The sequence below is a fragment of the Polaromonas sp. P5_D5 genome (assembly GCF_054049435.1).
In genome coordinates, this window is the sequence record NZ_JBFUMJ010000003.1 from 729,462 (window position 1) to 754,607 (window position 25,146).

The window sequence follows — 25,146 nt, forward strand, 5'->3', positions numbered from 1 at the left end:
GTCAGATTACGACGGAATTCAACAGGGCCGGATTTTGACGGAATTCAACAACCAGTTTTCCTGACCGTGAAGACCCAAAGCAGTCAACAGCGAGAGCCTCGACTGTCACCTCAAGCAGCGAGGTCAGTTCCTGGAACAACTCAGGTGGAATCCGAATGTGGCTTACGAAGATCGTTATGTCGCAACTACCATCAGGCATATTTACGGATATCTTGGCGCGATCACCACCTCCGCCGCACTCCAGGTGGACTTTGGTTTCCTTGTAGACAAGGTCATACATCTCGGGGATTTCAAACGAGCCGCCTCCCATAGCCCTCAATATCACGCTCTTGTCTTCGTTAACCACCCATTGGCCGTATTTGGTCAAGCGCTCCTTATTGGACTCCGTATCGTCCCAGTAACGATCTATCAGCGGTCGGTCAGTCTCCACGATCTTCTCCTGCCGCAATTTCGAGTTGCAAAGGAAGCTTGCATCGAAGCTGAGTGTCCTCATTGGGTGTCGCCTAACGTTGAGATTCAGCGGCTACCTCAGGCAGTCCGTTGTGATGACGGGTTGAAACGCATTTCATGAAGGCCTATTCTGCGTTCTAACTTTGATATGTCCAACAAAACCGCGGAATAGCATGGCCTTGGGTTTCTGAAATTCTTCGAGAGAAACAGCAGATTACATCAACCCCACTAGAAAAAGCACGCAGGGAGATTGAATTCGACAAAGTCGCCGACGATCTGGGTGCGCCTACATCGCCCATCGCTCCGATGTAAAGGCAAAATGCCACCATGAACTCCCTATCCGGCATCCGCATCCTCGACCTCTCCCGCGTACTCGCAGGCCCCTGGTGTACCCAGACGCTGGCTGATTTGGGCGCGGATGTCATCAAGATTGAACGCCCCGGCACGGGTGATGACACGCGGACCTGGGGGCCGCCGTTTCTGAAGGATGCGCAGGGGGCGGATACCGAAGCGGCTTATTACCTGGGCACGAACCGCAACAAGAGATCCGTCACCTGCGACATTGCCCAACCCGCGGGCCAGGCGCTGGTGCGGGAACTCGCGGCGCATTGCGATGTGTTTGTGGAGAACTTCAAGGTGGGCGATATGGCGCGCTATGGGCTGGACTATGCGTCGCTGAGGGCCATTAACCCGCGCCTCGTGTATTGCTCGGTCACGGGCTTTGGGCAGAACGGGCCTTATGCCGACCGTGCGGGGTATGACTATGCGATCCAGGGCATGGGCGGGTTGATGAGTGTGACCGGCGAGCGCGACGATCTGGGGGGTGGGCCTCAAAAAGTGGGTGTGGCGGTGGCGGATTTGATGACGGGGATGTATGCGACGGTGGCGATACTGGCCGCACTACGCCATGCCGAGAAAACCGGCGAGGGCCAGCAGGTGGATATGGCGCTGCTGGATACGCAAGTGGCGATGCTGGCCAACCTGGGCGCAAACTATCTGGTCAGCGGCAAGGCGCCGGGCCGGGCGGGCAATGCGCACCAGAACATCGTGCCTTACCAGGTGTTTGAAGTGGCCCCGGCCGCGGATGGCAGCAAAGATCACTTGATCCTCGCGGTGGGCAATGACTCGCAGTATGCGAAGTTCTGCGCGGTGGCCAACATTCCGGAGCTGGCGACCAACCCGCTTTTTGCCACCAACCGCAACCGCGTGCTCAACCGTGGCCAGTTGGTGCCGATCCTGGAAGCGGTGATGAAAACGCGCAGCAAAGCCGACTGGCTGGGTGCGCTGGAGGCGGCAAAAGTGCCGTGCGGTGCCATCAACAGCCTGGCAGAGGTGTTTGCTGACCCGCAGATCGAGGCGCGCAAGATGGTGACGGAGTGGAAGCACCCGGTGAAGGATGATTTGAAGCTGGTCTCCAGCCCCATCCGCATGAGCGCCACGCCGGTGCGCACCGATCTGCCGCCGCCGTTGCTGGGCCAGCATACGGATGAAGTGCTGCGCGAGGTACTGAACTATTCAGACGCCCAGCTATCTGAACTGAAGAGTGGCAAGACCATTTGATGCAGCAACCTTCCACAAAGAGGTGACTCGATGAAACACAATTTTGTTCTGGTGCACGGCGCGTGGCATGGCGGCTGGTGCTGGCGGCGCGTGGCGCAGGCACTGCAGCTGGACCACCACAAGGTCTTCACGCCGACACTGACCGGCCTGGGCGAGCGGGCCCATTTGCTCTCACCCACGATCAACCTGGACACGCACATCAACGACGTGATCAACCTGATTGAGGCGGAAGAGCTGCATGAAGTGATTCTGGCGGTGCATTCCTATGCCGGCATGATTGGCACGGCGGTGGTCGACCGCATGCCCGACCGCATCAAGCACCTGGTGTATGTGGATGCGGTGGTGCCCAAACCCGGCGAGAGCTGGAGCAGCACACAGGCCAGCGCCACGCAGCAGCAGCGCATGGCGGCGGCGCAGGCTTCACCCAGCTTCAGCTTTCCGGCGCCCGACCCGGAGGTGTTCGGCCTGCACGATGCCGACCGCGAATGGGTCAAGCGCCGGCAGACGCCGCACCCCGGCAACACCTACCAGGCACCGCTGCACTTTGATATGCAGCGCGTAGCCGCCGTGCCGCGCACTTTTGTGAATTGCACCGAGCCCGCATTGGCCACGATTGAACCCAGCCGGCTGCGCGTGAAGGACGCAAAGTTCTGGGACGGTGCATGGCTGCCGAATTCGCGCGTGGTCGAAATCAAAACCGGCCATGACCCCATGATCAGCGAACCGGCTGCGCTGACGAAGATTTTGCTGGAAAGCGCTGAATGAGCCAGGTGGCCCGCCGCCAGTTCACAGCCGCGCTGGCAGCCGGGCTGGCCGTGCCCCAGCTTGCGCTGGCCAAAGACACGGCCTTGCCTGTGCCGGCCTCTTTGCCGGCTGCCGCTGGAATCGCCGCCCTTAAAAATGAGCCGCTGGTGCTGCTGGTCAGCCTGCCCGGCTGCCCATTCTGCGAGCTGGTACGGCGCAACTACCTGCTGCCAGGGCAACGAGACGGCAGCCTGCACGCCTGGCAACTCAACATCAGCGACCGCACGACACCGCTGACCGGCTTTGACGGCCAGGTGACAACGGCTGCGGCGCAAGTGGCCGCATGGAAAGCCGGTTTCACACCCACCGTGCTGTTTCTGGGCCCGGCCGGGCAAGACCTGGCGGAACGGCTGGTCGGCCTGGCATCTACCGACTTTTATGGCGCCTACCTGGAAGAGCGACTGACGCAGGCGCGCAAAGCTGTGCTGGCGCTCAGGTAAATGAAATGCAGACCGCCCCATTCGCAGCCGTGGGGATTTCTGGTTGCTATTGTTTTGATAGCTGCTCGCGCAATCACTGATTGGGCAAATGGCCTTTTTCATGCTTAAAGCCGCCTTAAAAATGACCCCGCAAAGGATTCTGGCGTGTCGCACAGCGTTTTTTGCCCCTGCACAACAACCTGCCAGCCGTCACGCGCATGACTGACCAGGAATCGCTGCTTGCCGCTATCCACGAGGAAGTGGTCTTGCAGGCCTACAACCCAGCCTGGCCCCAGCAGTTTGTGGCTGAGCGGGACCGCCTGCTTGCGCTCTCCCCTCAGCTGCCGGCCCGCCTGATCGACATCCAGCACATCGGCAGCACAGCCGTGCCCGGCCTGGCGGCCAAACCGGTGATCGATATGCTGGCCGGTGTGGAATCCATGGCGGCGGCCGAGGCGCTTCTGGCGCCGCTGTGCGCCAACGGTTACACGACCTCCGCTGAATTCAACGCCTCGCTGACCGACCGTAAATGGCTGATGCGCTGGACAGAAGGGCGGCGCACGCATCATCTGCACCTGGTGGTTCGCGGCGGCGAGGTGTGGGCGCAGCGCCTGCGTTTTCGCGACGCCCTGCGTTCGGACCCGGCGCTGGCGGCGCGCTATGCCGCGCTCAAGGCGGAACTGGCGGCCAGGCACCCGGGTGACCGCGAGGCCTATACCCATGCCAAAGCCGCGTTTGTGAGCGCAGCGAGCGAAGGCTGAGCCTCTCGCGTGCTCGCCCAGGGGTTTTGGCAATCCAGGCCCGCCACCTACTATTAAGAGCCTGAATCAACCCGCTAGACCTGTACTGAACGCCGCATTCACGCTTGGCAAAACAGGCTTCGGTGGTAAATTCAAACCCGTTCAAGCAGGAGAGCGCTGCCCCACAAGGCAGCCACCGAAGGCGCAAACTTCCATAATCGCTCAGGTCCCGTACTGCCCGGAACACACAGCCGTCTGGAGAGACGCCGCACGCAAGGTGCAGCGCACCGAAGGAGCAAAGCCGAAGCCCCAAGCAACGGCTGAATCTCTCAGGTAACAAGGACAGTGGAAGCGGCCGCAAGCATGTGATGGCTTGGCGGTTGCCACGATTCTTCCGATTCAACAGCAACCCCTGGCACGGCGCTTGCGCTACTGCAATGTTCTGCTTGAATGAAAAGGAATCGCCATGAAAGTCATGGTTTTGGGTGCGGGTGTCACGGGGATCACCACGGCCTGGTATTTGGCGCAACGCGGCCATGAAGTCACGGTGGTGGAGCGCCGCAACGCGGCCGCGATGGAAACCAGCTTTGCCAACGGCGGGCAAATATCCGTGAGCCACGCGGAGCCCTGGGCCAACCCGGGCGCGCCGCTGAAAGTGCTGCAATGGCTGGCGCGTGAAGATGCGCCGCTGCTTTTCAGGCTGCGCGCCGATGTGAACCAGTGGCTGTGGGGGCTGGAGTTTTTGCGCAACTGCACGCCCGCGCGCACGGCACAAAACATCAAGCAGATCGTGAACCTGGGCATGTACAGCCGCGGCGCGCTGCAAAAGCTGCGCGCCGAGCTGGGCCTGCTGTACAACGCGCAGACCAAAGGCATCCTGCACTTCTACACCAGCCAGGCCGAGTACGACGCGGCACAGGAGCCCGCGCGCATCATGCGCGAGCACGGCTGCGAACTCGACATGAAGACGGCCGACGAGTGTGTGGCGATTGAGCCCGCGCTGGCGCAATGCCGTGGCAGCATCGTGGGCGGCAGCATGACGCCCAGCGATGAATCGGGTGACGCCCGCGCGTTTACCGCCGCGCTGGCGGCGCGCTGCGAACAAGCCGGTGTGAAATTTCTGTACAACACCACCGTGCTGGGCCTGGACGCTGCAGAGGGGCAGCTGAACGGCGTGCAGGTGGCGATGGGCAGCGGCGAGGCCGGCGGCAAGGTCGAGATGCTGAAAGCCGACGCGTATGTGATGTGCCTGGGCGCCTTCAGCGCGCAGTGGGCCAAGGTGCTGGGGCAAAGCCTGCGCATCTACCCGGCCAAGGGTTATTCGGTCACGCTGCCCGTGATCAACGAGGCGGCGTCGTACCAGGTCAGCCTGACGGATGACGAGTACAAGCTGGTGTTCTCGCGTTTTGGCAACCGCTTGCGCATTGCCGGCACGGCCGAGCTCAACGGCTACAACACCGAGCTGAACCTGGTGCGCTGCAACGCCATCGTGCGCCGTGTGAAGCAGCTTTTTCCCGACATGACGGACGGCGAGGGCGCGCAGTTCTGGACGGGTCTGCGGCCGGCCACGCCGAGCAATGTGCCTTACATCGGCAAAAGCAAGGCCTCCAATGTCTTCCTCAACACGGGCCACGGCACGCTGGGCTGGACGCATGCCTGCGGCTCGGGCGCGGCGATTGCGGACATCGTGAGCGGGCGCGTGCCGGAAGTCGACTTTGCGTTTACCGGGATGCCGGCGCCGGGGCGTGTGATGGCATTGCCGGGGATGGCAAAGGCCTGAGCAAGGCCTGAAAAGGGGGTCTGAAGCACGGCGTCCTGCAGCAGGTGGGCGGAAACGGTAATATCGCCCTCCGTTCATCAGCCGCTTGCCGCCATGACATCACCCGCCACCACGCCCCCCGACGGTCTTCCCACCTACAGGCTCCTTACCGGCCCTGATGACGCGAGCTTTTGCCGCCGCGTGAGCGAGGCGCTGGCGCTGGGTTACGAGCTTTACGGCTCGCCGGCGGCGACCTTCAATGGCGAGAACGTGATCGTGGCGCAGGCGGTGCTCTGGCCTTCGCTGCGCAAGGCCGGCTGATGAGCCCTGCCCAGCCCCTGAACCCCGCAACGCTCCAGGCCATGGCGGATTTTCCGCGCCATCTGGAACAGTTTTACGATGCGATTCCTGAAAGCCACAAGGGTTGGACGCCGCCGTCGTGGGAAGGCATTCCGAGCGAAAACTTCACGGCCCTCGCGCAGATCTGCCACGTCAGGGACATCGAGATCGACGGGTATCACGTGCGGTTTCAGCGCACCTTGTCGGAAACCAATCCCGTGCTGGAATCACTGGACGGCTATGTACTGGAAAAGGAACGCGACTACGCGGCTGCTGATGCGCAGGAAGTCTTCGCGGCGTTTCGGGCAGCGCGCACCCGGACGATGGCCATGCTGTCGGGCATCACGCCCGAGCAACTTGGCCGCACGGCGGAATTCGAAGGTTACGGCGCGCTCACGCTGCGCAGCCTGGTGCATTACCTGTGCAGCCACGACCAGCAGCACCTGGCCGGGCTGCAATGGCTGCTCGGGAAAATCGACGCCTCCCTCGCCGCTTGAGGCCTTCACCCCCCTGTCGCACAGCACGGGCATCCTGAGGCGCAGTATTGGCCGCCTCCCAGGCGCTTACAGGTTGCCAGGGCCGTCTTTTCAATGAAAAAACAACAGCCTCTGAAGCAGATACGCTGATTTATGTCACGAAGGTATTCATTCGAATGTAACAAAAAGTTCGTTTCGACACGCCGTCATGCACACTGACTGGGTTGGGAGCGCGGTTTGTGTATAGCCAGCGGCATACAAACCTGCATTCCTGCGTATCGGTTTTTTCATAGACAACTGGAGTGATCAACATGAAGTTTTATCTGCGCCATGCAGCAATATTAGCCAGCGCCGCCTGCGCCCTGGGTTCGGCAACAGCCCAGACCGACGAAGTAAAGCCTGCACGCAAGGCAAAAGCAGCGGCCGCCACCCCCGCGCCCGCGCCCGAAAAATATTCCGGCCCACGCGAAAAAATGGTCGTGGCCATGCCCAAGACCTATGGCAAGAGCGAAACCATGGCCTTGTGGGGCGACTACTTCAGCCACCTGTCACGCTGCGGAAACATCGACCTGCAAAACGCGCAAGGCGAATCGATGGACAAGACCAGCAACATCGACATCCTCGGTGAAAAAGAGCTGATTGAAGGTATCTCGGCCGGCAAGGTCCAGCTGGCACAGGTCAACCCCGGCCTGGCTGCGCAGTTGGTCACCGCCGGCCAGCCGGCGCCGTTTGGCGTTCCGGGCAACAAGGCCACGGGCCTGCGCAACTCCTACAAACTGATTCTGATCACCCGCATCGACAGCCCGTACAGGGAACCGAAGGACCTGATCGGCAAGAAAATCGCGCACACCACGCCAACCTCGAACTCGGGCAACCTCGCGCCGCGCGCGCTGTTCCCGGCGCTGGGCCTGACGCCGGACAAGGACTACGAAGTCGTGTTCTCCAACGGCCACGAGCGCTCCGTCACGGGCGTGATGCATGGTTTTTATCCGGCCGCAGCCGTGGCCAGCGATTTGTACCAGCGCATGGTCGTCAAGGGCGACGTCAAGGGCTCGAGCATCCGCACGCTCTGGGAAAGCCCGCCTTTCATGACGGAAACCTGGACCATGAGCAAGGACGTTTCGCCCGAACTGCAGGCACGCGTGAAGAAATGCTCGTTCAGCTACAGCTTCTCACCCACACTGAAAAAGCAGCTGCCCGGCAACGACACCTTCCTGCCCATCAACTTTGATCGCGACTTCGCGACGGTGATGCAGGTCTACCGCGCCAGTCAAAAGAAGTAGAGCCCCCACGGTCGCTCACTTCGTGTAGCTCCCTGCCCCCCGAGGGGGCCGCCCGCCTGTGGCCCGGCAAAGCCGGTTCCACGGCTCGAGCTGGCCTGAAGATTCTGTGAGTACGCCAGTGATGGAGGTATTTCACCAGCAGGGGCCGCGGGACTGGCTTTGCCAGACCGCAGGCGCCGCCCCCTGGAAGGGGGGAACGGGCTACACGCCAGTGAGCCTGGACGGGGGTGGGTCTATTTCAGGCACTCAGAGGTGGGTGAACCGTTCCCCAGAGGCTTTCATCGAGCACCCGCTGCAGGGTCCGAATCAGCTGCTCGTTGGAAGTGTGTGCTTTCACCAGCACCGCCTCCGCACGCTGGCTTTGCTTCGGCTCCACATCGTGCGCAGAAAACACGACCACTGGCGGCACGATGTCGAGCGCTTCAATGGTGTCCAGCAGTCCCCAGCCCGAGCCGTCTTTCAGCGTCAGGTCGAGCAGCACCAGGTCGTAACGGCGGCGCGCCAGCTGGTCGCGTGCCTCGCGCAGCGTGGCGGCAAATTCAAAGGTGGCAAAGTCCTGGGCAATGGCCGCGGCAATGCGCTGGATATCGAGGTCGTCCTCGACGTGCAAAATGCGCGGCCGGCCTTCGGCCATGTTACCGATGGCACGGTGCAAACTGAGGATCAGGAGGTTCTCATCGATGGGTTTTTCCAGCCATGTTGAAACCGCCAGGGGCTGGGTATTGAACTCGAGCTCGCCTTCTTCAGCATTGGCCGAGACCACCACGATCGGCAGGTCTTTCGTCGCCTCTTCGCGGCGCAGTGCACGAATCAGGCTGATGCCGTCCTGGTCGGGCAGGTTCAGGTCGACCGTCATGGCAGCGTAGGGCATCAGCATGACTTGCTCCAGCGCCTGCCCTGCGCTGTGCACCATGTCCGAGTCAAAGCCGCCTTTATCAAGCATCAGGTTGATCAGGCGGGCAATGTCGGGATCGTCTTCGCAGACCAGGATGAGCGGCCTGGTCGCTGCCCCGGACCTGATGCTGGTTTGAATCGGCGCCGGCACCGCCTCGGGCAGCTCAAAGAAGAAAACAGTTCCGACGCCGGTTTCCGTCGTGAACCCGATTTGGCCGCCCATCCGCTCCACGATGGCGCGCGAGATGTTCAGGCCCAGGCCCGTACCACCCATTTTTCGGGTGTCCGATGTGTCGGCTTGCGAGAATTTCTGAAAGATGCGCTTTCGGAACTCTTCGGGAATGCCGGGGCCGCTGTCGGCGACTTCCACCCGGACCCTGCCGTTCTTGCACAGCAGCCGGACTTCCACGCAGGACTGGGCCGGCGCGAATTTCACGGCGTTGGACAACAGGTTGGTAATGACCTGGGTCAGCCTGTCGCTGTCGACGCTGACCCTTACCGCTTCTGCCGGTGCGTCCAGAACCAGCTTGACGTTGTGCTGGCCTGCGAAGCCTTCGTTGGCCGTCAGGGCTTGCGTCAGCAGAGGCTGCAGTTCCATCTGCTGGAAGTCAAAACGCATTTTTCCGGATTCAATTTTTTCGCTGTCAAGAATGTCGTTGATCAACCTGATGAGCCGTTCGCAATTGTTGGTGGCGATGCCGACCAGGTTTTTGGCCATGGCCGGCAGCTCCCCGGCCACGCCGCCGGCGATCAAGCCCAGGGAGCCGCGAATGGAGGTCAGCGGGGTGCGCAACTCATGACTGACGGTAGAGACGAACTCACTCTTCATGCGGTCAATGCGCTTGAGTTCGGTCACGTCGGTGCCCAGCGAGAAAAAGCCGACCACCTTGCCTTCGTCCTCGTTTTCGCCGTAGCGTGGAAAGTACTGCATGACGTAGTCGCGCAGTTGGCCATCTGACGTGACCTGCGTGCGGTCGTATTGCGCCGCATAACCGGCGAGCGCTTCTTCAATCTTGCCCCGCTCTTTTTCGTGGAGCTCGTCGCCCATCAGTTCGCGCATGGTCTTGCCGTGGATCTGGCCGTGCTTCAGGCCAAGAACTTCTTCGTAGGCAAGGTTATGGAACTGAAAGCGCTGTTCGGCGTCGATATAGGCAATCAAGGCGGGCACACTGTCCGTGATCTGGCGCAGTTGTGATTCGCTGTCATGCAAGGCGCGGGTGCGCTCCTGCACGGCTTCCTCCAGGCCGCTCACCTGCGCTGCCGCCTGCTGCGCCAGCTCCCATTTTGTGGTCAGCATTCTTGCCAGCTGGCTGACTTCAACCGGATCAAACGGTTTTTTCAGAATCAGGAGGCGATCCCGGGCTTCCAGCCGCGCGAACACATCTTCCCAGGCATGGTCGGAGTAGGCGGTGCAGATGACGATCTGTACCTTTGGATCAACGCGCCAAAGCCGTTCGATGGTCTCCACACCATCCCAGCCCGGCGGCATGCGCATGTCCACAAAGGCCATGGCATAGGGCCGCCCGGCCCGAACGGAGACCTCGACCTTGTCCAGACCCTCACGTCCCTGGTAGGCCGAGTCCAGCTCAAAGCCATCATCGGATACCGGTGCGGCGTCGCCAAACAACAGGGCTTCGGCATCGTCCAGGTCATGCGCAACCGGCCTGGACGCAAGAATTTTCCGGAAGTCTTCGTGGATGGACGGCATGTCGTCGATCAGCAAAATGCGCCGGTTCTGCAGTTGAGTCATGGCTGGCTCCTGTGTTTTTTCGCATCAGCCGGGGTTTCATCGGGCGAGTGTTGCCGCACAGGCGATGGAATGGTGAAGAAAAATGTGGCACCTTGCCCCACCGCCCCTTCGGCCCAGATACGACCGCCGTGACGGGAAATGATCCGGTGAGCGCTTGCCAGCCCGATTCCCATCCCTGCAAACTCACCCGGTGAATGCAGGCGCTGGAAGGTACCGAACAATTTGTCCGCGTACGTCATGTCAAACCCGACGCCGTTATCACGGACAAAATAGACCGTACTTTCGTTGTCGGGGTGCTGCGCCCCAACCCAGATCTCGGGGGCAGTGGCATGGACGGTGAACTTCCATGCGTTGGAAATAAGGTTTTCCATTACCTGGCACAGCAACGCGGAGTCACCCACAGCGGTAAGGTTGGGCGTTATGTGGACTTTCACATCTCGCGCGGTATTGCGTTTCTGGCAGTCACCGCGCACGCGCTCGGCTATTGCCGTGAGGTCGACTGTCTCGATCTTCAGGTTGGTACGGGACACCTGGGCCAGCAGCAGAAGGCCATCCGTGAGCTCACCCATTTGCCTGACTCCCTCGCGTATCCGGCTCAGGTAATGCCTCGCGCGTTCCGCCGCATCACCGCTGACCGCCTTTTGCAGCAAGTGGCTGAAGCCGTCAATCGAGTTCAGGGGAGAGCGCAAGTCATGCGCGAGCGAATACGAGAAGGCTTCGAGTTCCTTGTTGGACTGGCGCAAAGCCGCTTCGGTTGCCCTGAGATCCTGCACGGTATCTTCCAGGCTGCTCACCTGTGCTGCCGCGCGCCGCGCCAGCTCCCATTTGGCGGTCAGTGTTCTCGCGAGCTGGCTGACTTCGATCATGTCGAATGGCTTTTTGAGCACCAGCAGGCGGTCCTGCACGTCCAGCCGCGCCAGCACATTTTCCCAGGGATGGTCGGAGTAGGCTGTGCAGATCACGATCTGCACATGCGGATCAACACCCCAAAGCCGCTCGATGGTCTCCACCCCGTCCCAGCCCGGCGGCATGCGCATGTCCACAAAAGCCATGGCATAGGGCCGCCCGGCCCGGATGGATTCCTCCACCTTGGCCACACCTTCGGCGCCCTGATAAGCGGAGTCCAGTTCAAAATCACCGTAGGAAATCTGCGTGACCTCACCAAACAACTCGGTTTCGGCAACGTCCAGATCACGCGCCACCGGTTTCGCAGCGAGGATTTTGCGAAAGTCCTCATGGATCGACAGCATGTCGTCGATCAGCAGGATGCGCTGGTTCTGTAGCTGCGTCATGATTTGGTCTGCGCGATATCCATTGGCAGCTCCAGTGTGAAGGTGGCCCCCAGACCCGGCCCGTCGCTGTGAGCGGAAAGTGTCCCGCCCATCTGGCTGACTGCCAGCGCGCAACTGTGCAAACCAAAGCCGTGGCCTGTTTTGCGCGTCGTAAATCCGTGCGAGAAAATCAGCGTGAGGTTTTCCGCCGGTATCCCCTCTCCCTTATCCATGACAGAGACCCGCAAGGTCGACTCGCCAACAGGCTCCACCCGCAATGTGATCTGGTGCGATGCGGCCGGCATACCCGCCATGGCATTTTTGGCGTTGCTGATCAGGTTCACGAGAATCTGCAGGACCCGTGAGCGGTCCAGCAGTGCTTCTGGCACCTGCGCGAACTCCTTCACCACAGTGACTCCGTGGCGCGCCAGTGAGACACCGTTCATCCGCAGCGCGTCCTCCACCAGGTCGCTGATCTGCACCGGCTCAACGATGCTGCCGCCGCCTGCGTACGATTGCTGCGTGGCGACGACGTCCTTGATGTGGTCGATGCTTCTGGTGAGGAGTTCCAGCTCCTTGAGCATGCCCTGCTGCTCCTGCACCAGGGTCTGGGAGATCCCATTCAAATAGCCGGGCAGTATCTTGCCCTTCTCGTCGTGAACCAGAAAATGGGCCAGGTCTGCGGCGTGCTCGTTCATCAGCTGCATGCCCCGGGAAAGCCCCTGCACCCTGGATTTGTGCAAGGTGCTGCCGATGAGGTCGGCCGAGACGTTGACGCTGTTGAGGATGTTGCCCACGTTGTGCAGCACATTGGTGGCAATCTCGGCCATGCCCGCCTGGCGCGCAGTGGTCATCAGCTCGCTTTGCGCCTGGCGCAGCTCCTTCGTCCGTTCCTGCACGCGCTGTTCAAGGTGCTCATTGGCCGCCTGGAGTTCCGTGTTGACGCGCCGGATCACGGCATGGCTGCGAAACACGTGAAGGGCTGCATACAGCAGCAGAGCCACCAGCACGGCCGAGAAAATTAGCAGGTAGCGGCCGTAGCGCTCGCCCTCCACCCCCGCGCGCTGCTGCTCGATCGTTGATGCATCGTTGGCCGCATCGAGCAACTTGGCGGTCGGTGCCGAGGAAATACCCGCGAGAAGTTCATTGACTGTTTTTTGTTCGCGCAAGATGGTCTGGACATGCGCGCGGAAGATCCCCAGCCTGTCGGCAATGCCCGGCGGAGTATGGCGCAGCTTGCCGTCAAGCCGGCCCAGTTCCTCTTCTATCTCGGCACCCTTTTCGTCGGTCGGGCTCTGGCTGTACAGCATGCTCGCGAGCAGCAGCCTGCTAACGCCAGACGAAATCTGCCGGAGCGCCGGCTCTGTGGCGCCGCGGCCGGGCCCGAGCGACTGCTGGACATCTTCCGCCGCGGTGGGAAGAAAGGCCAGCGAGTTTCGCAGCACAGAGTTGTGCGACTTGAATTGCTCGATCAGGGCGGCTTTGTCCTGCACGGCGCGTTCCAGCGCCGCGAGCTTGTCCACCTGCCCCGATGCATCGTGCTTGTGGGCGTGGGTGCCCGACTCGAGTTGTTCCATGAGCCGGGCCATCCCGCCCTGGTTATCGGCCAGCGCATCGTAGTGCGTGTTGATCCCGATCCTGGACTTCAGCACATCCAGCTCCCATTGCGCGTCCAGCTGCTTCAGGTGGCGCAGCACAGCCATATCCTCAAAGTAGTGCGACTCGTCGAAGCTTTGGGTTTTGCTATACAGGAACACCAGGATGGACAGCAGCACGGCGGTGATTACCGCCATAGGCGCCAGGGCAAGTTGATTCTTTTTTTTCACGGTTTGAAGTCCCGTTCGCCGGTGAGCGTATTGAGGAATTTGACGATGGATTCCTTGTCTTCCCTGGAGGCAACGCGTCCGAGCTGGTACCTGAACATGACATCGACGGCATCTTCCAGTGTCTTGGCCGAGGCATCGTGAAAATAAGGCGCCGTCAGCGCGATGTTGCGCAGGCTCGGTACCTTGAAGACGTGCTTGTCGCTTTCCACCTTCGTGACGAGGTACCGGCCAAGATCGGCCTCCGTCGGGCTGCCGCGCTTTGCGAAGTAGTCGCCCATGACGCCGAATTTCTGGAACATGTTGCCGCCCACGTTGACGCCCTGGTGGCAGGCGACGCACCCGTACTGCTTGAACTTGGCGTAGCCGACCTTCTCCGCGTCGGTAATGGCGTTGGTGTCACCACGCAAATATTTGTCGAAGCGTGAGTTGGGTGTGATCAGCGTCCGTTCGAATGTCGCGATGGCGTTCTGGATATTGGCTTTGGTCACGCCGTCTTTGTAGGCCGCACCAAACGCGCTTTTGTATTTCGCGTCGTCCGCTATCTTGCGAACCACATCTTCCCACTTCGCCCCCATCTCGATCGGGTTCAGCATGACATGGTCTACCTGGGACTCCAGCGATTCGGCGCGGCCGTTCCAGAATTGCCTGAAATTGAGCGCCGCATTGAACACCGTCGGGGCATTGACACCGGTCAGCCCACCGTTAAGCCCGACGGAGCGGTCACGGCCGTCACCGCCGCCCTTGCTCAAATCATGGCAGCTGAAACAGGACACGCGCCCGTTTCCGGACAGGCGTGGATCGTGAAACAGCTGCCGCCCGATTTCGACACGGGCCGGGTCCTGCTTCAGTGTGAGGGGGATTGGCTGGATGGGCTCATTGAGCAAGGGGGCCGCGATGGCGGCATGGGAGGCGAACGTCAGCACAGCCAGCAGCAGCTTCAGCCGCTCACCCAATCCCGTGACCGCCGAAACCGTGGCGGCAGAAGGGTCTGGGCTGGCGCCCCTGGAGCATGGATCGGGGTGCTCGTTCATGGCTCACCTCGTGGGTTTCGTGCGGGAGTGCGAAGCGCGAATCCGAACCGGACGCAACCCCGAAGCGTGAACCGCAAGGTTGCCACCCACTGAGAAGCGATGGCTGTCCTTCTTGATGATAAATCCATGTTTCGGCAATTGTCCGGATTTGCTGACGTGGCGGCGCTTCATGCCGGCGTCCATCCGTTGCCCCCCAGCCACGGGACGAAGCCTGCATAACCCAGCTTGGCGGCTTGAGCGGCATTCTTTACATACCGTCGGTGATCCGCGGTATCCGCAGCCGCTCCAGACCGTTCGCTGCAACCTGATCAGAGCACGTTTATCGGCGGGGCTGTTAAGGCATTTCCCGCGTGGTCATATTTACCAACCGCATGTAAGCAAATGCGTTTTTTTCGGAGCCGCCCGGCGCATGAGAACGCCGTCTCTGTTCCTCAACCAGATCCCGCCGCCCTGCCCTCTATGTCGCTCACTTTTTGATAGCTGCTTGCGCCCGCGCTATATGGGCTGAAAACCGATTTCCGGTGCGACATTTCAGCAAAACCGTTATTTCATGGATCCGAAGACCTTCTTGAGGATGGCGCTGCCGGTGCCTACCGGGTCTTGCCGGATCTTCTTTTCTTCCTCACCGATGATCAGGTACAGGCCGTCCAGCGATTTGCCGGTCACGTACTGCTGGATGTTGGCGTCTTCTTTCTTGACCAGGCCAAAGCCGGCGGCCCGGCCGGCGAATTCGTTGTACTTGTTGGCCAGGCCGACTTTTTCGGTCGCCTTGGTCACCACGGGCAGAAACTTCACGCCCAGCGGAGCGCGGGTTTTTTCAGCGAAGAAAGTGGTCACCGAGGTTTCGCCGCCGGTCAGGATGTTTTTCGCGTCATTCACGTTCATGGTGCGTACCGCATTGACCAGCAGGTCCTTTCCCATGGGCACGGCAGCTTCGGCGGCCCGGTTGATGGACGTCACCAGTTCATCGATCCGCTTGCCCTGGCCGAAGTTTTTTAGCAATTTCGAAGCATCTTCGAGATATCCGGGCAAGGGAATGCGAACTTTTGGGTTGCCGAGGAATCCATCTGTCTTGCCCAGCAGGGCGACGGCGGCGACAGCACCTTTTTCGAGGGCTGTTTTCAGGCCGGCGCTGGCGTCGGCATTGCTGATGCCCGACAAGTCCCCGAGCGAGAGTGCGTGGGCCTGGTGGTAGGTGGCCAATATCAGTGCGCCCAACGCGCTGACGCCGGCCTGGTTAAAATTGCGACGTTGCATGATGAGGTCCTTCCAATGAAATTGACATCCCGCCTGACAGTATGCCGCACGGCACTGGCCGGTATTTTGGCTGTGGCGGCCCTTGCTTGCCTGCCGGGATGTGGCGGCGCCGAGGCCGCGCCGGAGTCGACCTTTGTGTTGCTGGACGGCAGCAAAAAAACCACCGCAGACCTCAAAGGCAAGGTCACCCTGGTCAATTTCTGGGCCACCAGCTGCGTGACCTGTGTGGCAGAAATGCCGAAGGTCATTTCGACCTACAACAAATACCAATCCCAAGGCTACGACACGCTGGCCGTGGCCATGAGCTACGACCCACCCAGCTATGTCGTCAATTACACGCAGACGCGCCAACTACCTTTCAAGGTGGCCATCGACAACACCGGCGCAGTGGCCAAAGCATGGGGCGATGTGCAGCTCACGCCGACAACCTATCTGGTCAACAAGCGCGGCGAGATCGTCAAACAGTACGTGGGCGAGCCCGACTTTGCGGCGCTGCACCAGCTGATTGAAAAGCTTCTCAAAGAGACCTGAAGCGTTTCGCTCCCCCAAAAGAAAAGCCGGTTCAAACGAACCGGCTTTTTTGTTGCCCAACCCCGGGACGGAGATGTCTCCATTCAAGCGGGGGCCGAGGGTCCGGCTTCGCCGGCCCCAGGCGCCGCCCCCTCGAGGGGGGAACAGGCTACACGCAGTGAGCCTGGACGGGGGTGTTACTGATTTCTGAAGGCGTCGTGGCAAGCCTTGCAACTGCCAGCCGTCGCCGTGAAAGCGGTCTTCAGGTTATCAAGGTTGCCGGTCTTGGCCGCGGCGGCCAGCTTGGCGGTCTCTGCGACCAGCTTTTCATGGCCTTCCTTGAACTTGGCTTGTTCGGCCCAGATTTCAGGCTTGGCCTTGGTGTTGCCGCCCTTGTCGGTGCCGGGGCCAAAGGCGGCCCACGGGAGCTTGGCCATCTCGGCCACAATTTCTGCGTTGTCCGCTGCAACCTTGGCGTCGAAGGGAACACGGCCGTTGGCCATGGCACCGACACGCCCGAAGTGCTGGCCCATGACAAACAACGCGCTCTGGCGGTATTTGATGGCATCTTCGGGTTTGGCAAACTGCGCGGAGGCCGGAGCAGCCATGGCCATCAATGTGGCGGCTGCGGCGATACAGGCAAAAGCTTTCATGGGTTTCCTCGTAGGTTTTTTCTTAAGATGGGGCAATGGCAACACACTTTGCCTGTTGCCATAGGGCTGAGTTTAGCCAGACCAGATAAGTTCCGCAGGAACTTATGCGCTACGGGAAAGCACCAAGTGGCAGCGAGGCCGTATAAAGGGCACCGTTGCATAGAACAACCACAAAAACGAGGAGTGAGCATGTACACCAATAAAAACCTTCACAAGGTGCGCGTCTGGGATTTCCCCACGCGGTTTTTTCACTGGGCGCTGGTGGCTTGTGTGCTTGGGCTGGCCATTACCGGCACCATCGGTGGCAACGCCATGGTCTGGCATTTCCGGTTTGGCTATACCGTGCTCGCCCTGCTGCTGTTTCGCGTTGTCTGGGGCCTGGTGGGTGGGCGCTGGTCTCGTTTTGGGGCGTTCATCTATGCGCCCCAAAGCGTCATCAACTACCTCAAAGGCCAGGGCAAGCCCGAACACGGTGTCGGCCACAGCCCGATAGGTGCGGGTTCGGTGTTCGCCATGCTGGGATTTCTGGTGGCCCAGGTCGGCACGGGCCTGCTGAGCGACGACGAAATTGCCTTTGCCGGCCCCCTGACACGTTTCGTCTCCAACGCCACCGTCAGCCTGACAACCAACTACCACAAGAACATTGGCAAATGGGTGCTTTTGGCCCTGGTGGTATTGCACATCGCGGCCATCGTTTATTACCTGACCCGCAAGCACAACCTGGTCGGCGCCATGCTGCACGGTGACAAGGAGCTGGTGGTGCCGGCTCCGCCATCGCGGGACGACACGGTCTCGCGCCTGGCTGCAGCGCTGATCCTGGCGATCTGCGGTGGCGTGGCTTACTGGGTGTCTACACTGGCCGCGCCTGCTGCATTTTGATGCCTCCGGCCGGGGCGTCCCGGGCCTGCTCTCCAGTTGCAAATCACGGTAAACTGGTTGTCGACTTCTTCCTGCCGATCCGTGCAACGCCCCTCCATCCAGTTCATCACGCCCGACACGCCGGCGCAGCTGGCTGCCACGCGGCTGATTTTTCGCGAATATGCGGAGCAGCTCGGCATTGACCTGTGCTTCCAGAACTTTGAGGCCGAACTGGCCGAGCTGCCCGGTGAGTACGATGACCCTGAGGGTGCGCTGCTGCTGGCCCTGGTCGACGGCGAAATCGCCGGCTGTTGCGCGCTGCGTGCACTGGACTCGGTCGACTACCCGAATGCCGGGGAAATGAAGCGGCTGTATGTACGCCTGCCGTTTCGCCGTCTCGGTCTGGGCCGGCAGCTGGCGGAGGCGACTTTGGATGCTGCGCGCGTGGCGGGCTATTCCTCGGTGCTGCTGGACACGCTGGACGACATGGAATCGGCGCGCGCCCTGTATGCCGAGCTGGGATTCTCCGAGATACCGCCCTACTATCACAACCCGATCCCGGGCGCGCACTATCTCAAGGTCGATTTGTAGGAAAAACATGCTGCAGGCCAATGGGGCTTTGCGCAAGCAGCTATGTTATTGATAGCAATTAACTAGCCGACGTCAATCCGCCATCACCAGCAGAGCACAATAAAAAAGCCGCTGACAAAGAGGCAGCGGCTTTGACAGACCCGTAAGGGCCGGGGGGGCAGCGTGATCAGCCTTTGGCTTGCGCCAGCAACGTGGCGGCATCACTGACTTCAAACTTGCCTGGGCCTTCAACATTCAGGCTGGCGACCTTTCCATCCTTGACCAGCATGGAGTAGCGGTTGCTGCGCAGGCCCATGCCGCGCGCCGTCAGGTCCAGCGTCAGGCCCGTGGCCTTGGCGAACTCTGCACTGCCATCGGCCAGCATGCGCACCTTGTCGCCGGTCTTCTGGTCGCGTGCCCAGGCGCCCATGACAAACGCATCGTTCACGCTCAGGCACCAGATCTCGTCAACACCTGCGGCCTTCAGTTCAGCGAACTTCTCTACGTAGCCGGGCACATGCTTGGCCGAACAGGTGGGCGTGAACGCACCGGGAAGCGCGAACAAGGCGATGGTCTTGCCGGCGGTGGCCTTGGCCACGTCGACCGGATTGGGGCCAATGCTGCAGCCGTTGCCTTCAACTTCAGAAAATTCCATCAGCGTGGTGGCCGGAAGGGTGTCGCCTACTTTGATCATGGTGTGCTCCTCAAGAATGGATGGGTTGTGAATGAAGTGGGGAAATCAACCCCGAAGTGTAGTGCGGCGGCAGCAAGCGTGTGCTCACTGTGCAAAAGGCGGCGCGCACGTGAAGGTCATACTTCGAAAGCCCGGAGGGACGGCGGCACACCAGCGGCATCGCAGAAAGCACAAACAAAAACGGCCCACCGAAGTGAGCCGTTTTTTTGAGCGTGACCGGAGTCAGCCTTAAGTTGAACTCAAGACTTAAACGACCGCAGCCTTTTCAACCAGACGGGTCACAACCCAGTTCTTGGTCTTGGAGATCGGGCGGCTTTCGGTGATCTCGATCACGTCACCCGTGTGGTACTCGCCTTTTTCGTCATGGGCGTGGTACTTGCTGGACAGCGATACGATCTTGCCGTACAGCTCATGTTTCACACGACGCTCAACCAGAACCGTGACAGTCTTGGCGCGCTTGTCGCTGACCACCTTGCCGATCAAGGTGCGCTTGAGGGATTTTTTAGCTTCCGTCATTTTTTGGCTCCTTGCTTGACGATGGTTTCGGCCAGGATAGTCTTGGCGCGAGCGATGCTGCGACGCGTGGAACGCAGCGTGGAAAGGTTGGTCAGTTGCTGCGTGGCTTTTTGCATGCGCAGGCCAAAGTGGGCTTTTTGCAGCTCTTTGACTTCGGTTTTCAGGCCGGCAACGTCTTTTTGGCGCAGTTCAGTAGATTTGGTCATTGTCATTTCCCCTTACTGGCCGATCATGCGGCTGACGAAGGTGGTGCGCAGCGGCAGCTTGGCGGATGCCAGGCGGAACGCTTCGCGGGCCAGCTCTTCAGGCACACCAACGATTTCAAAGACGATCTTGCCGGGCTGGATTTCAGCCACGTAGTACTCTGGGTTACCTTTACCGTTACCCATACGCACTTCAGCAGGCTTTTGGGAAATCGGCTTGTCCGGGAAGACACGGATCCAGATACGGCCGCCACGTTTGACGTGACGGGAAATCGCACGGCGTGCGGCTTCAATTTGACGGGCCGTCAGACGGCCACGGTCAGTGCATTTAAGACCGAAGTCACCGAACGCAACCGAGGAACCCCGGGTTGCGATGCCGGTGTTACGGCCTTTTTGCTCTTTGCGGTATTTTCTGCGAGCGGGTTGCAGCATTTTGATTCTCCGTTAATAGACCGATTACTCGGTCTTGGCACCGTCAGCTGCTGCAGCTGGCGCGGCTTTACGGACGCGCTTAACGGTGGTTTTCGGGGCTTCGCTACCAGGAGTAGCTTCAGCCGGCTTGTCGCTTCCATCTACCGGAGCGGTGTTGGTCGCACCGCGTGGTGCACGGGCACCGCGTGGAGCAGGACGGTCGGAACCAGGGCGATCGCCAGGACGGGCATCACGGCGTGGGCCGCGCGGCTTGCGTTCTTCGTCGGCCGGTGTTTCCACCATCTTGGCGCCTGGCGCATCGTTGCGGCCCAGCGTGTCGCCCTTGTAGACCCAGACCTTGACGCCGATCACACCATAGGTGGTCTTGGCTTCGGAGGTGCCGTAGTCGATGTCGGCGCGCAGGGTGTGAAGGGGCACGCGACCTTCGCGGTACCACTCGCAACGAGCGATTTCAATGCCGTTGAGGCGGCCGGACGACATGATCTTGATGCCCAGGGCACCCAGACGCATGGCATTTTGCATGGCGCGCTTCATCGCACGGCGGAACATGATGCGTTTTTCAAGCTGCTGGGTGATGCTGTCAGCGATGAGCTTGGCATCAATTTCAGGCTTGCGAACTTCTTCGATGTTCACGGCGACCGGCACGCCCAGCTGGCGGCTCAGTTCTTTCTTGAGGTTCTCGATGTCCTCACCTTTTTTGCCGATCACGACGCCCGGACGTGCCGAGAAAATCGTGATGCGGGCATTCTTGGCGGGGCGCTCGATCAGAACGCGCGAAACCGCAGCGTTCTTGAGCTTGGCCTTCAGATACTCGCGAACCTTGATGTCTTCAGCCAGCATGCCGGCGAAATCACGGTTGCTTGCGTACCAGCGGCTAGACCAGTTGCGGCTAACTGCAAGGCGAAACCCGGTTGGGTTGATTTTTTGTCCCATATCCTGCTGCCTTTAGTTGCCAACGACCACGTACACATGGCACGTGGGCTTGCTGATGCTGTTGCCGCGGCCTTTTGCGCGCGCGGAGAAACGCTTGAGCGTGGCACCTTGTTCGACGTAGATGGTTTTCACCTTCAGCTCGTCGATGTCGGCGCCATCGTTGTGTTCAGCGTTGGCGATGGCGGACTCCACAACCTTCTTGATGATTCCAGCAGCTTTTTTCTGCGTGAAATTCAGGATGTTGAGGGCTTGATCCACTTTCTTGCCGCGGATCAGGTCAGCGACCAGACGGCCCTTGTCGACCGACAGACGAACGCCCCGGAGGGTTGCACGTGTTTCCATGGTCTTTTCCTTACTTTCTCACAACTTTTTTATCAGCCGGATGACCTTTGAAAGTCCGGGTGAGTGCGAACTCGCCCAGCTTGTGGCCAACCATTTGATCGGTGATGTAGACAGGTACGTGCTGCTTGCCGTTGTGAACGGCGATGGTCAGGCCGATGAACTCGGGCAGGATCATGGAGCGACGCGACCAGGTCTTGATCGGCTTTTTGTCCTTGTTGGTAACGGCCTTGTCGGCTTTGGCTACCAAATGATGGTCGACAAACGGACCTTTTTTGAGTGAACGTGTCATGGGTTAGCCTTACTTCTTGCGACGCGAAACAATCATCACTTGCGTGCGCTTGTTGTTGCGGGTGCGGTAGCCCTTGGTCAGGTTACCCCATGGATCGACAGGATGACGGCCTTCGCCGGTCTTGCCTTCGCCACCGCCGTGCGGGTGGTCAACGGGGTTCATCACCACACCGCGAACGGTCGGGCGAATACCCATCCAGCGCTTCACACCGGCCTTGCCGAGACGGCGCAGGCTGTGTTCTTCGTTGGCGACTTCACCAATGGTGGCGCGGCATTCGATGTGGATCTTGCGAACTTCACCGGAGCGCATACGCACCTGGGCGTAGGTACCTTCGCGGGCCAACAAGGTTGCAGAGGTGCCGGCAGAGCGGGCGATTTGCGCGCCCTTGCCGATTTGCATCTCGATGCAGTGGATCGTCGAACCGACAGGAATATTGCGGATCGGCAGGGTGTTGCCGACGCGAATCGGCGCTTCCGAACCGCTGATCAGCGTGGCGCCGACTTCAAGGCCGCGGGGGGCGATGATGTAGGTGCGCTCGCCGTCGGCGTAGCAGAGCAGAGCAATGTGGGCCGTGCGGTTGGGGTCGTACTCGATACGTTCGACCTTGGCCGGAATGGCGTCCTTGTTGCGCTTGAAGTCGACCACGCGGTAGTGGTGCTTGTGACCACCGCCTTTGTGGCGAACCGTGATGTGCCCGTTGTTGTTACGGCCGGACTTCTGGAATTGTGGCTCCAGCAGCGGCGCGTAAGGCTCACCCTTGTGCAGGTGATCCCGGGAGATCTTCACCATCCCGCGCATGCCGGGAGAGGTGGGTTTCATTTTAATGACAGCCATTACGCAGACTCCCCACCGAGGTTGAGCTCTTGACCTGGCTTGAGCGTCACGTAGGCCTTGCGAATGTTGTCGCGGCGGCCCACGGATTTGCCAAAGCGCTTGGTCTTGCCTTTGATGTTGAGGACGGCAACCGACTGAACGTCCACCTTGAACATCAGCTGCACAGCAGCCTTGATCTCAAATTTGGTAGCGTCCTGCAGCACCTTGAAGGTCACGGCATTGGTCTTGTCCGCAATCATCGTCGCCTTTTCAGACACGATGGGAGCGACCAGAACCTGCATCAGGCGGCCTTCGTCGAATTTCAGTTTTGGAGAAGATGGGTTACGGGCGCTCATGCGAACATCTCCTTGAGTTGGTCCATGGCGGCCTTGGTGACCAGAACCTTCTTGTAGTGAACCAGCGACACCGGATCGGCGTAACGGGGCTCAACCACGAGGATGTTCACCAGATTGCGGGAAGCCAGGTACAGGTTTTCATCAACCACATCAGCGATGACCAGCACCGAGTTGAGGTTCATGGCCTTGAACTTGTCAGCCAGGACTTTCGTCTTGGGTGAATCCACAGCCAGCGAATCAACCACAGCCAGGCGGCCTTCGCGCGCCAGTTGCGAGAAGATGGACGCCATGCCGGCGCGATACATCTTCTTGTTGATCTTCTGCGTGAAGTTTTCATCAGGCATGTTCGGGAAGATACGACCGCCGCCGCGCCACAGTGGCGAAGACGTCATACCAGCACGTGCACGACCGGTGCCCTTTTGTTTAAACGGCTTCTTGGTCGAGTGACGAACCTGCTCACGGTCCTTCTGGGCCCGGGTACCCTGGCGGGCGTTGGCCTGGAAGGCCACGACCACCTGGTGAATCAGGCTTTCGTTGTATTCGCGACCAAATACGGTATCAGGCACGTCCACTTTGGACGAAGCCAGACCTTGGTCATTCAGGAGTTCGACCTGCATCAGTTCGCTCCTTTAGCAGCGGTGGTGGGCTTGGCCTTGATCGCGGCGCGAACCGTGACAAAACCGCCTTTGGAACCAGGCACAGCGCCGCGAATCATCAGCAGCTGACGGGCTTCGTCAATGCGCACAATGTTCAGGTTTTGCGTGGTCACGGTGACGTCACCCAGGTGGCCCGTCATGCGTTTACCAGGAAACACACGGCCGGGGTCCTGCGCCATACCGATGGAGCCGGGAACGTTGTGCGAACGGCTGTTACCGTGCGACGCGCGCTGCGAGCTCATGTTGTGGCGCTTGATGGTGCCGGCGTAGCCTTTACCAATGGAGGTGCCCTGCACGTCCACCAGCTGGCCCACGGCAAACACGTCGGCTGCGGGCACAACAGTACCGGCAGCGTATTTGCCTGCGACGTCAGCCGTCACGCGGAATTCTTTCAGGATTTCACCAGCCTCAACGCCTGCTTTCGCAAGGTGGCCAGCGGCCGGCTTGGTCACGCGCGATGCTTTGCGTGCGCCAAATGCCACTTGAAGGGCATCGTAGCCGTCATTTGCTTCGGTTTTAACCTGGGTCACGCGGTTGTTCGATACATCCACCACGGTAACAGGAACTGTGTCCCCATCATCCGTGAACAGACGCATCATGCCAACTTTGCGGCCCAGCAACCCGAGGGAGTTGCTCAGACTCATGATGTGTTCTTTCGTAACTTTCACCGCTGCGACTTCAATTGGCCACAGACGTTTTGATGTGAAAGACTGTTAATAAAACCGCCCAATCCATAGAAGCAAGGAGCCAATATGCAAAGGACAGCCCAAGAGTATAGCCCAGGCGGCCAAAAATGGCAAACCTGGGCTAAAACCTGTCGATTTGGGGGCCAGCTTGTGGCCGAAACCCCGATTTTTTGCTTACTGCAGCTTGATTTCGACGTCCACGCCAGCCGGCAAGTCGAGCTTCATCAGGGCATCCACGGTTTTGTCCGTAGGGTCCACGATGTCCATCAGACGCTGGTGCGTGCGGATTTCCAGCTGGTCGCGGCTCGTCTTGTTGACGTGGGGCGAACGCAGGATGTCAAAACGCTTCATGCGCGTTGGCAGGGGCACGGGGCCCTTGACAATCGCACCGGTGCGCTTGGCAGTGTCAACGATTTCAGCTGCCGACTGGTCGATCAGCTTGTAATCAAACGCCTTCAGGCGAATGCGGATTTTTTGCTTGGTGGCCATGGTAATTCCTTATGGTTTGCGGAAATTACGCAATGATTTTGGCAACGACACCGGCGCCGACGGTCTTGCCGCCTTCGCGGATGGCAAAGCGCAGGCCTTCTTCCATGGCGATCGGGTTGATCAGCTTGACGGTGATCGACACGTTATCGCCTGGCATGACCATTTCCTTGCCTTCTGGCAACTCGATCGCACCGGTCACGTCCGTCGTGCGGAAGTAGAACTGGGGGCGATAGTTGTTGAAGAATGGCGTGTGGCGGCCGCCTTCGTCCTTGCTCAGAACGTAGATC

The 25,146-nt window shown here is 60.1% G+C and carries 31 protein-coding genes and 1 riboswitch; of the genes, 11 read left to right on the plus strand and 20 right to left on the minus strand.

The features are described 5' to 3' along the window. Window position 1: 1 nt before the first annotated feature. Complete coding sequence (locus ACXJKE_RS16270) at window positions 2-430, minus strand: hypothetical protein (protein WP_457281616.1); 429 nt, start codon at window positions 428-430, stop codon at window positions 2-4. Window positions 431-777: 347 nt separating this feature from the next. Here ACXJKE_RS16270 and ACXJKE_RS16275 point away from each other — a divergent pair, with 347 nt between their 5' ends. From ACXJKE_RS16275 to phnD, 8 genes are all read left to right on the plus strand, one after another. Then, window positions 778-2,010: a CaiB/BaiF CoA transferase family protein gene (locus tag ACXJKE_RS16275; protein ID WP_457281617.1), complete on the plus strand. Its 1,233-nt coding sequence runs from the start codon at window positions 778-780 to the stop codon at window positions 2,008-2,010. A gap of 30 nt (window positions 2,011-2,040) precedes the next feature. Then, on the plus strand, window positions 2,041-2,775 hold the full coding sequence (locus ACXJKE_RS16280; protein ID WP_457281618.1) for an alpha/beta fold hydrolase: 735 nt from the start codon (window positions 2,041-2,043) through the stop codon (window positions 2,773-2,775). After that, window positions 2,772-3,254 (plus strand): hypothetical protein, encoded by a 483-nt coding sequence (locus ACXJKE_RS16285; RefSeq protein WP_457281619.1) that lies wholly within the window; start codon window positions 2,772-2,774, stop codon window positions 3,252-3,254. The genes ACXJKE_RS16280 and ACXJKE_RS16285 overlap by 4 nt, the downstream gene beginning before the upstream one ends. A 197-nt stretch (window positions 3,255-3,451) precedes the next feature. After that, window positions 3,452-3,994, plus strand: a complete 543-nt coding sequence (locus tag ACXJKE_RS16290) for a GrpB family protein (protein ID WP_457281620.1) — start codon at window positions 3,452-3,454, stop codon at window positions 3,992-3,994. Window positions 3,995-4,218: 224 nt separating this feature from the next. After that, window positions 4,219-4,328, plus strand: a riboswitch (glycine riboswitch). 111 nt (window positions 4,329-4,439) lie between these two features. Beyond that, window positions 4,440-5,753: a D-amino acid dehydrogenase gene (locus ACXJKE_RS16295; RefSeq protein WP_457281621.1), complete on the plus strand. Its 1,314-nt coding sequence runs from the start codon at window positions 4,440-4,442 to the stop codon at window positions 5,751-5,753. Between the two features lie 93 nt (window positions 5,754-5,846). Next, window positions 5,847-6,053, plus strand: a complete 207-nt coding sequence (locus ACXJKE_RS16300; protein ID WP_457281622.1) for a DUF1737 domain-containing protein — start codon at window positions 5,847-5,849, stop codon at window positions 6,051-6,053. Continuing rightward, window positions 6,053-6,568, plus strand: a complete 516-nt coding sequence (locus ACXJKE_RS16305) for a DinB family protein (RefSeq protein WP_457281623.1) — start codon at window positions 6,053-6,055, stop codon at window positions 6,566-6,568. Before ACXJKE_RS16300 ends, ACXJKE_RS16305 begins: the two co-directional genes overlap by 1 nt. Window positions 6,569-6,858: 290 nt before the next feature. Then, window positions 6,859-7,830, plus strand: a complete 972-nt coding sequence (gene phnD / locus ACXJKE_RS16310; RefSeq protein ID WP_457281624.1) for a phosphate/phosphite/phosphonate ABC transporter substrate-binding protein — start codon at window positions 6,859-6,861, stop codon at window positions 7,828-7,830. Between the two features lie 238 nt (window positions 7,831-8,068). On the opposite strand, the gene ACXJKE_RS16315 is transcribed toward phnD, so the two are convergent. The 5 genes from ACXJKE_RS16315 to ACXJKE_RS16335 form a co-directional block, all read right to left on the minus strand. Further along, entirely contained in the window at window positions 8,069-10,474 is a 2,406-nt protein-coding gene (locus ACXJKE_RS16315) for a response regulator (protein ID WP_457281625.1), read from the minus strand. After that, complete coding sequence (locus ACXJKE_RS16320) at window positions 10,471-11,766, minus strand: sensor histidine kinase (protein WP_457281626.1); 1,296 nt, start codon at window positions 11,764-11,766, stop codon at window positions 10,471-10,473. Before ACXJKE_RS16320 ends, ACXJKE_RS16315 begins: the two co-directional genes overlap by 4 nt. Further along, window positions 11,763-13,571: a DAHL domain-containing protein gene (locus ACXJKE_RS16325; RefSeq protein WP_457281627.1), complete on the minus strand. Its 1,809-nt coding sequence runs from the start codon at window positions 13,569-13,571 to the stop codon at window positions 11,763-11,765. The genes ACXJKE_RS16320 and ACXJKE_RS16325 overlap by 4 nt, the downstream gene beginning before the upstream one ends. After that, window positions 13,568-14,602 (minus strand): cytochrome-c peroxidase, encoded by a 1,035-nt coding sequence (locus tag ACXJKE_RS16330; RefSeq protein ID WP_457281628.1) that lies wholly within the window; start codon window positions 14,600-14,602, stop codon window positions 13,568-13,570. Before ACXJKE_RS16330 ends, ACXJKE_RS16325 begins: the two co-directional genes overlap by 4 nt. Before the next feature lie 543 nt (window positions 14,603-15,145). Further along, complete coding sequence (locus tag ACXJKE_RS16335) at window positions 15,146-15,859, minus strand: DUF4197 domain-containing protein (RefSeq protein ID WP_457281629.1); 714 nt, start codon at window positions 15,857-15,859, stop codon at window positions 15,146-15,148. Window positions 15,860-15,874: 15 nt separating this feature from the next. On the opposite strand from ACXJKE_RS16335, the gene ACXJKE_RS16340 reads away from it, so the two are divergent. Next, window positions 15,875-16,390: a TlpA disulfide reductase family protein gene (locus ACXJKE_RS16340; RefSeq protein WP_457281630.1), complete on the plus strand. Its 516-nt coding sequence runs from the start codon at window positions 15,875-15,877 to the stop codon at window positions 16,388-16,390. 176 nt (window positions 16,391-16,566) lie between these two features. Here the strand turns inward: ACXJKE_RS16340 and ACXJKE_RS16345 are convergent, their stop codons facing one another. Further along, the gene (locus ACXJKE_RS16345) at window positions 16,567-17,022 is read right to left on the minus strand and encodes a c-type cytochrome (protein ID WP_457281631.1); all 456 of its coding nucleotides are present in this window, start codon (window positions 17,020-17,022) and stop codon (window positions 16,567-16,569) included. A 189-nt stretch (window positions 17,023-17,211) separates the two neighbouring features. On the opposite strand from ACXJKE_RS16345, the gene ACXJKE_RS16350 reads away from it, so the two are divergent. Both ACXJKE_RS16350 and ACXJKE_RS16355 read left to right on the plus strand, forming a co-directional pair. After that, on the plus strand, window positions 17,212-17,901 hold the full coding sequence (locus ACXJKE_RS16350; RefSeq protein WP_457281632.1) for a cytochrome b/b6 domain-containing protein: 690 nt from the start codon (window positions 17,212-17,214) through the stop codon (window positions 17,899-17,901). 81 nt (window positions 17,902-17,982) lie between these two features. Next, complete coding sequence (locus tag ACXJKE_RS16355; protein ID WP_457281633.1) at window positions 17,983-18,471, plus strand: GNAT family N-acetyltransferase; 489 nt, start codon at window positions 17,983-17,985, stop codon at window positions 18,469-18,471. Between the two features lie 166 nt (window positions 18,472-18,637). On the opposite strand, the gene ACXJKE_RS16360 is transcribed toward ACXJKE_RS16355, so the two are convergent. The 13 genes from ACXJKE_RS16360 to ACXJKE_RS16420 form a co-directional block, all read right to left on the minus strand. After that, window positions 18,638-19,144 carry a redoxin family protein gene (locus ACXJKE_RS16360; protein ID WP_457281634.1) on the minus strand — a complete coding sequence of 169 codons (507 nt, stop codon included), beginning with the start codon at window positions 19,142-19,144 and terminating at the stop codon, window positions 18,638-18,640. A 246-nt stretch (window positions 19,145-19,390) separates the two neighbouring features. Next, complete coding sequence (gene rpsQ, locus ACXJKE_RS16365) at window positions 19,391-19,660, minus strand: 30S ribosomal protein S17 (protein WP_457281635.1); 270 nt, start codon at window positions 19,658-19,660, stop codon at window positions 19,391-19,393. Then, window positions 19,657-19,866 carry a 50S ribosomal protein L29 gene (gene rpmC / locus ACXJKE_RS16370; protein ID WP_431098894.1) on the minus strand — a complete coding sequence of 70 codons (210 nt, stop codon included), beginning with the start codon at window positions 19,864-19,866 and terminating at the stop codon, window positions 19,657-19,659. Before rpmC ends, rpsQ begins: the two co-directional genes overlap by 4 nt. 12 nt (window positions 19,867-19,878) lie before the next feature. Continuing rightward, the gene (gene rplP, locus ACXJKE_RS16375) at window positions 19,879-20,295 is read right to left on the minus strand and encodes a 50S ribosomal protein L16 (protein WP_122954483.1); all 417 of its coding nucleotides are present in this window, start codon (window positions 20,293-20,295) and stop codon (window positions 19,879-19,881) included. Window positions 20,296-20,319: 24 nt separating this feature from the next. Then, window positions 20,320-21,228: a 30S ribosomal protein S3 gene (rpsC, locus tag ACXJKE_RS16380; protein ID WP_457281636.1), complete on the minus strand. Its 909-nt coding sequence runs from the start codon at window positions 21,226-21,228 to the stop codon at window positions 20,320-20,322. Between the two features lie 12 nt (window positions 21,229-21,240). Further along, complete coding sequence (rplV, locus tag ACXJKE_RS16385; RefSeq protein ID WP_007866508.1) at window positions 21,241-21,570, minus strand: 50S ribosomal protein L22; 330 nt, start codon at window positions 21,568-21,570, stop codon at window positions 21,241-21,243. A 10-nt stretch (window positions 21,571-21,580) separates the two neighbouring features. Further along, window positions 21,581-21,859 (minus strand): 30S ribosomal protein S19, encoded by a 279-nt coding sequence (gene rpsS, locus ACXJKE_RS16390; protein ID WP_007866503.1) that lies wholly within the window; start codon window positions 21,857-21,859, stop codon window positions 21,581-21,583. Between the two features lie 9 nt (window positions 21,860-21,868). After that, on the minus strand, window positions 21,869-22,693 hold the full coding sequence (rplB, locus tag ACXJKE_RS16395) for a 50S ribosomal protein L2 (RefSeq protein ID WP_011481232.1): 825 nt from the start codon (window positions 22,691-22,693) through the stop codon (window positions 21,869-21,871). Beyond that, the gene (gene rplW, locus ACXJKE_RS16400; RefSeq protein ID WP_457281637.1) at window positions 22,693-23,028 is read right to left on the minus strand and encodes a 50S ribosomal protein L23; all 336 of its coding nucleotides are present in this window, start codon (window positions 23,026-23,028) and stop codon (window positions 22,693-22,695) included. Before rplW ends, rplB begins: the two co-directional genes overlap by 1 nt. Continuing rightward, entirely contained in the window at window positions 23,025-23,645 is a 621-nt protein-coding gene (gene rplD, locus ACXJKE_RS16405) for a 50S ribosomal protein L4 (RefSeq protein ID WP_011481230.1), read from the minus strand. The genes rplW and rplD overlap by 4 nt, the downstream gene beginning before the upstream one ends. After that, window positions 23,645-24,328 (minus strand): 50S ribosomal protein L3, encoded by a 684-nt coding sequence (rplC, locus tag ACXJKE_RS16410; protein WP_011481229.1) that lies wholly within the window; start codon window positions 24,326-24,328, stop codon window positions 23,645-23,647. Before rplC ends, rplD begins: the two co-directional genes overlap by 1 nt. Window positions 24,329-24,544: 216 nt before the next feature. Beyond that, window positions 24,545-24,859, minus strand: coding sequence for a 30S ribosomal protein S10 (gene rpsJ, locus ACXJKE_RS16415; RefSeq protein WP_007838118.1), 315 nt, complete (start codon window positions 24,857-24,859; stop codon window positions 24,545-24,547). Between the two features lie 25 nt (window positions 24,860-24,884). Next, window positions 24,885-25,146 (minus strand): EF-Tu C-terminal domain-related protein (locus tag ACXJKE_RS16420; protein ID WP_457281638.1); only part of this gene is annotated, 262 nt, incomplete at its 5' end.

Excerpts from the sequence above, each read along its gene's own strand:
- ACXJKE_RS16275 (WP_457281617.1), top strand. The coding sequence starts at position 778 with ATGAACTCCCTATCCGGCATCCGCATCCTCGACCTCTCCCGCGTACTC.
- ACXJKE_RS16280 (WP_457281618.1), top strand. The coding sequence starts at position 2,041 with ATGAAACACAATTTTGTTCTGGTGCACGGCGCGTGGCATGGCGGCTGG.
- ACXJKE_RS16285 (WP_457281619.1), top strand. The coding sequence starts at position 2,772 with ATGAGCCAGGTGGCCCGCCGCCAGTTCACAGCCGCGCTGGCAGCCGGG.
- ACXJKE_RS16290 (WP_457281620.1), top strand. The coding sequence starts at position 3,452 with ATGACTGACCAGGAATCGCTGCTTGCCGCTATCCACGAGGAAGTGGTC.
- ACXJKE_RS16295 (WP_457281621.1), top strand. The coding sequence starts at position 4,440 with ATGAAAGTCATGGTTTTGGGTGCGGGTGTCACGGGGATCACCACGGCC.
- ACXJKE_RS16300 (WP_457281622.1), top strand. The coding sequence starts at position 5,847 with ATGACATCACCCGCCACCACGCCCCCCGACGGTCTTCCCACCTACAGG.
- ACXJKE_RS16305 (WP_457281623.1), top strand. The coding sequence starts at position 6,053 with ATGAGCCCTGCCCAGCCCCTGAACCCCGCAACGCTCCAGGCCATGGCG.
- phnD (WP_457281624.1), top strand. The coding sequence starts at position 6,859 with ATGAAGTTTTATCTGCGCCATGCAGCAATATTAGCCAGCGCCGCCTGC.
- ACXJKE_RS16315 (WP_457281625.1), bottom strand. The coding sequence starts at position 10,474 with ATGACTCAACTGCAGAACCGGCGCATTTTGCTGATCGACGACATGCCG.
- ACXJKE_RS16320 (WP_457281626.1), bottom strand. The coding sequence starts at position 11,766 with ATGACGCAGCTACAGAACCAGCGCATCCTGCTGATCGACGACATGCTG.
- ACXJKE_RS16330 (WP_457281628.1), bottom strand. The coding sequence starts at position 14,602 with ATGAACGAGCACCCCGATCCATGCTCCAGGGGCGCCAGCCCAGACCCT.
- ACXJKE_RS16335 (WP_457281629.1), bottom strand. The coding sequence starts at position 15,859 with ATGCAACGTCGCAATTTTAACCAGGCCGGCGTCAGCGCGTTGGGCGCA.
- ACXJKE_RS16340 (WP_457281630.1), top strand. The coding sequence starts at position 15,875 with ATGAAATTGACATCCCGCCTGACAGTATGCCGCACGGCACTGGCCGGT.
- ACXJKE_RS16345 (WP_457281631.1), bottom strand. The coding sequence starts at position 17,022 with ATGAAAGCTTTTGCCTGTATCGCCGCAGCCGCCACATTGATGGCCATG.
- ACXJKE_RS16350 (WP_457281632.1), top strand. The coding sequence starts at position 17,212 with ATGTACACCAATAAAAACCTTCACAAGGTGCGCGTCTGGGATTTCCCC.
- ACXJKE_RS16360 (WP_457281634.1), bottom strand. The coding sequence starts at position 19,144 with ATGATCAAAGTAGGCGACACCCTTCCGGCCACCACGCTGATGGAATTT.
- rpsQ (WP_457281635.1), bottom strand. The coding sequence starts at position 19,660 with ATGACGGAAGCTAAAAAATCCCTCAAGCGCACCTTGATCGGCAAGGTG.
- rpmC (WP_431098894.1), bottom strand. The coding sequence starts at position 19,866 with ATGACCAAATCTACTGAACTGCGCCAAAAAGACGTTGCCGGCCTGAAA.
- rplP (WP_122954483.1), bottom strand. The coding sequence starts at position 20,295 with ATGCTGCAACCCGCTCGCAGAAAATACCGCAAAGAGCAAAAAGGCCGT.
- rpsC (WP_457281636.1), bottom strand. The coding sequence starts at position 21,228 with ATGGGACAAAAAATCAACCCAACCGGGTTTCGCCTTGCAGTTAGCCGC.
- rplV (WP_007866508.1), bottom strand. The coding sequence starts at position 21,570 with ATGGAAACACGTGCAACCCTCCGGGGCGTTCGTCTGTCGGTCGACAAG.
- rpsS (WP_007866503.1), bottom strand. The coding sequence starts at position 21,859 with ATGACACGTTCACTCAAAAAAGGTCCGTTTGTCGACCATCATTTGGTA.
- rplB (WP_011481232.1), bottom strand. The coding sequence starts at position 22,693 with ATGGCTGTCATTAAAATGAAACCCACCTCTCCCGGCATGCGCGGGATG.
- rplW (WP_457281637.1), bottom strand. The coding sequence starts at position 23,028 with ATGAGCGCCCGTAACCCATCTTCTCCAAAACTGAAATTCGACGAAGGC.
- rplD (WP_011481230.1), bottom strand. The coding sequence starts at position 23,645 with ATGCAGGTCGAACTCCTGAATGACCAAGGTCTGGCTTCGTCCAAAGTG.
- rplC (WP_011481229.1), bottom strand. The coding sequence starts at position 24,328 with ATGAGTCTGAGCAACTCCCTCGGGTTGCTGGGCCGCAAAGTTGGCATG.
- rpsJ (WP_007838118.1), bottom strand. The coding sequence starts at position 24,859 with ATGGCCACCAAGCAAAAAATCCGCATTCGCCTGAAGGCGTTTGATTAC.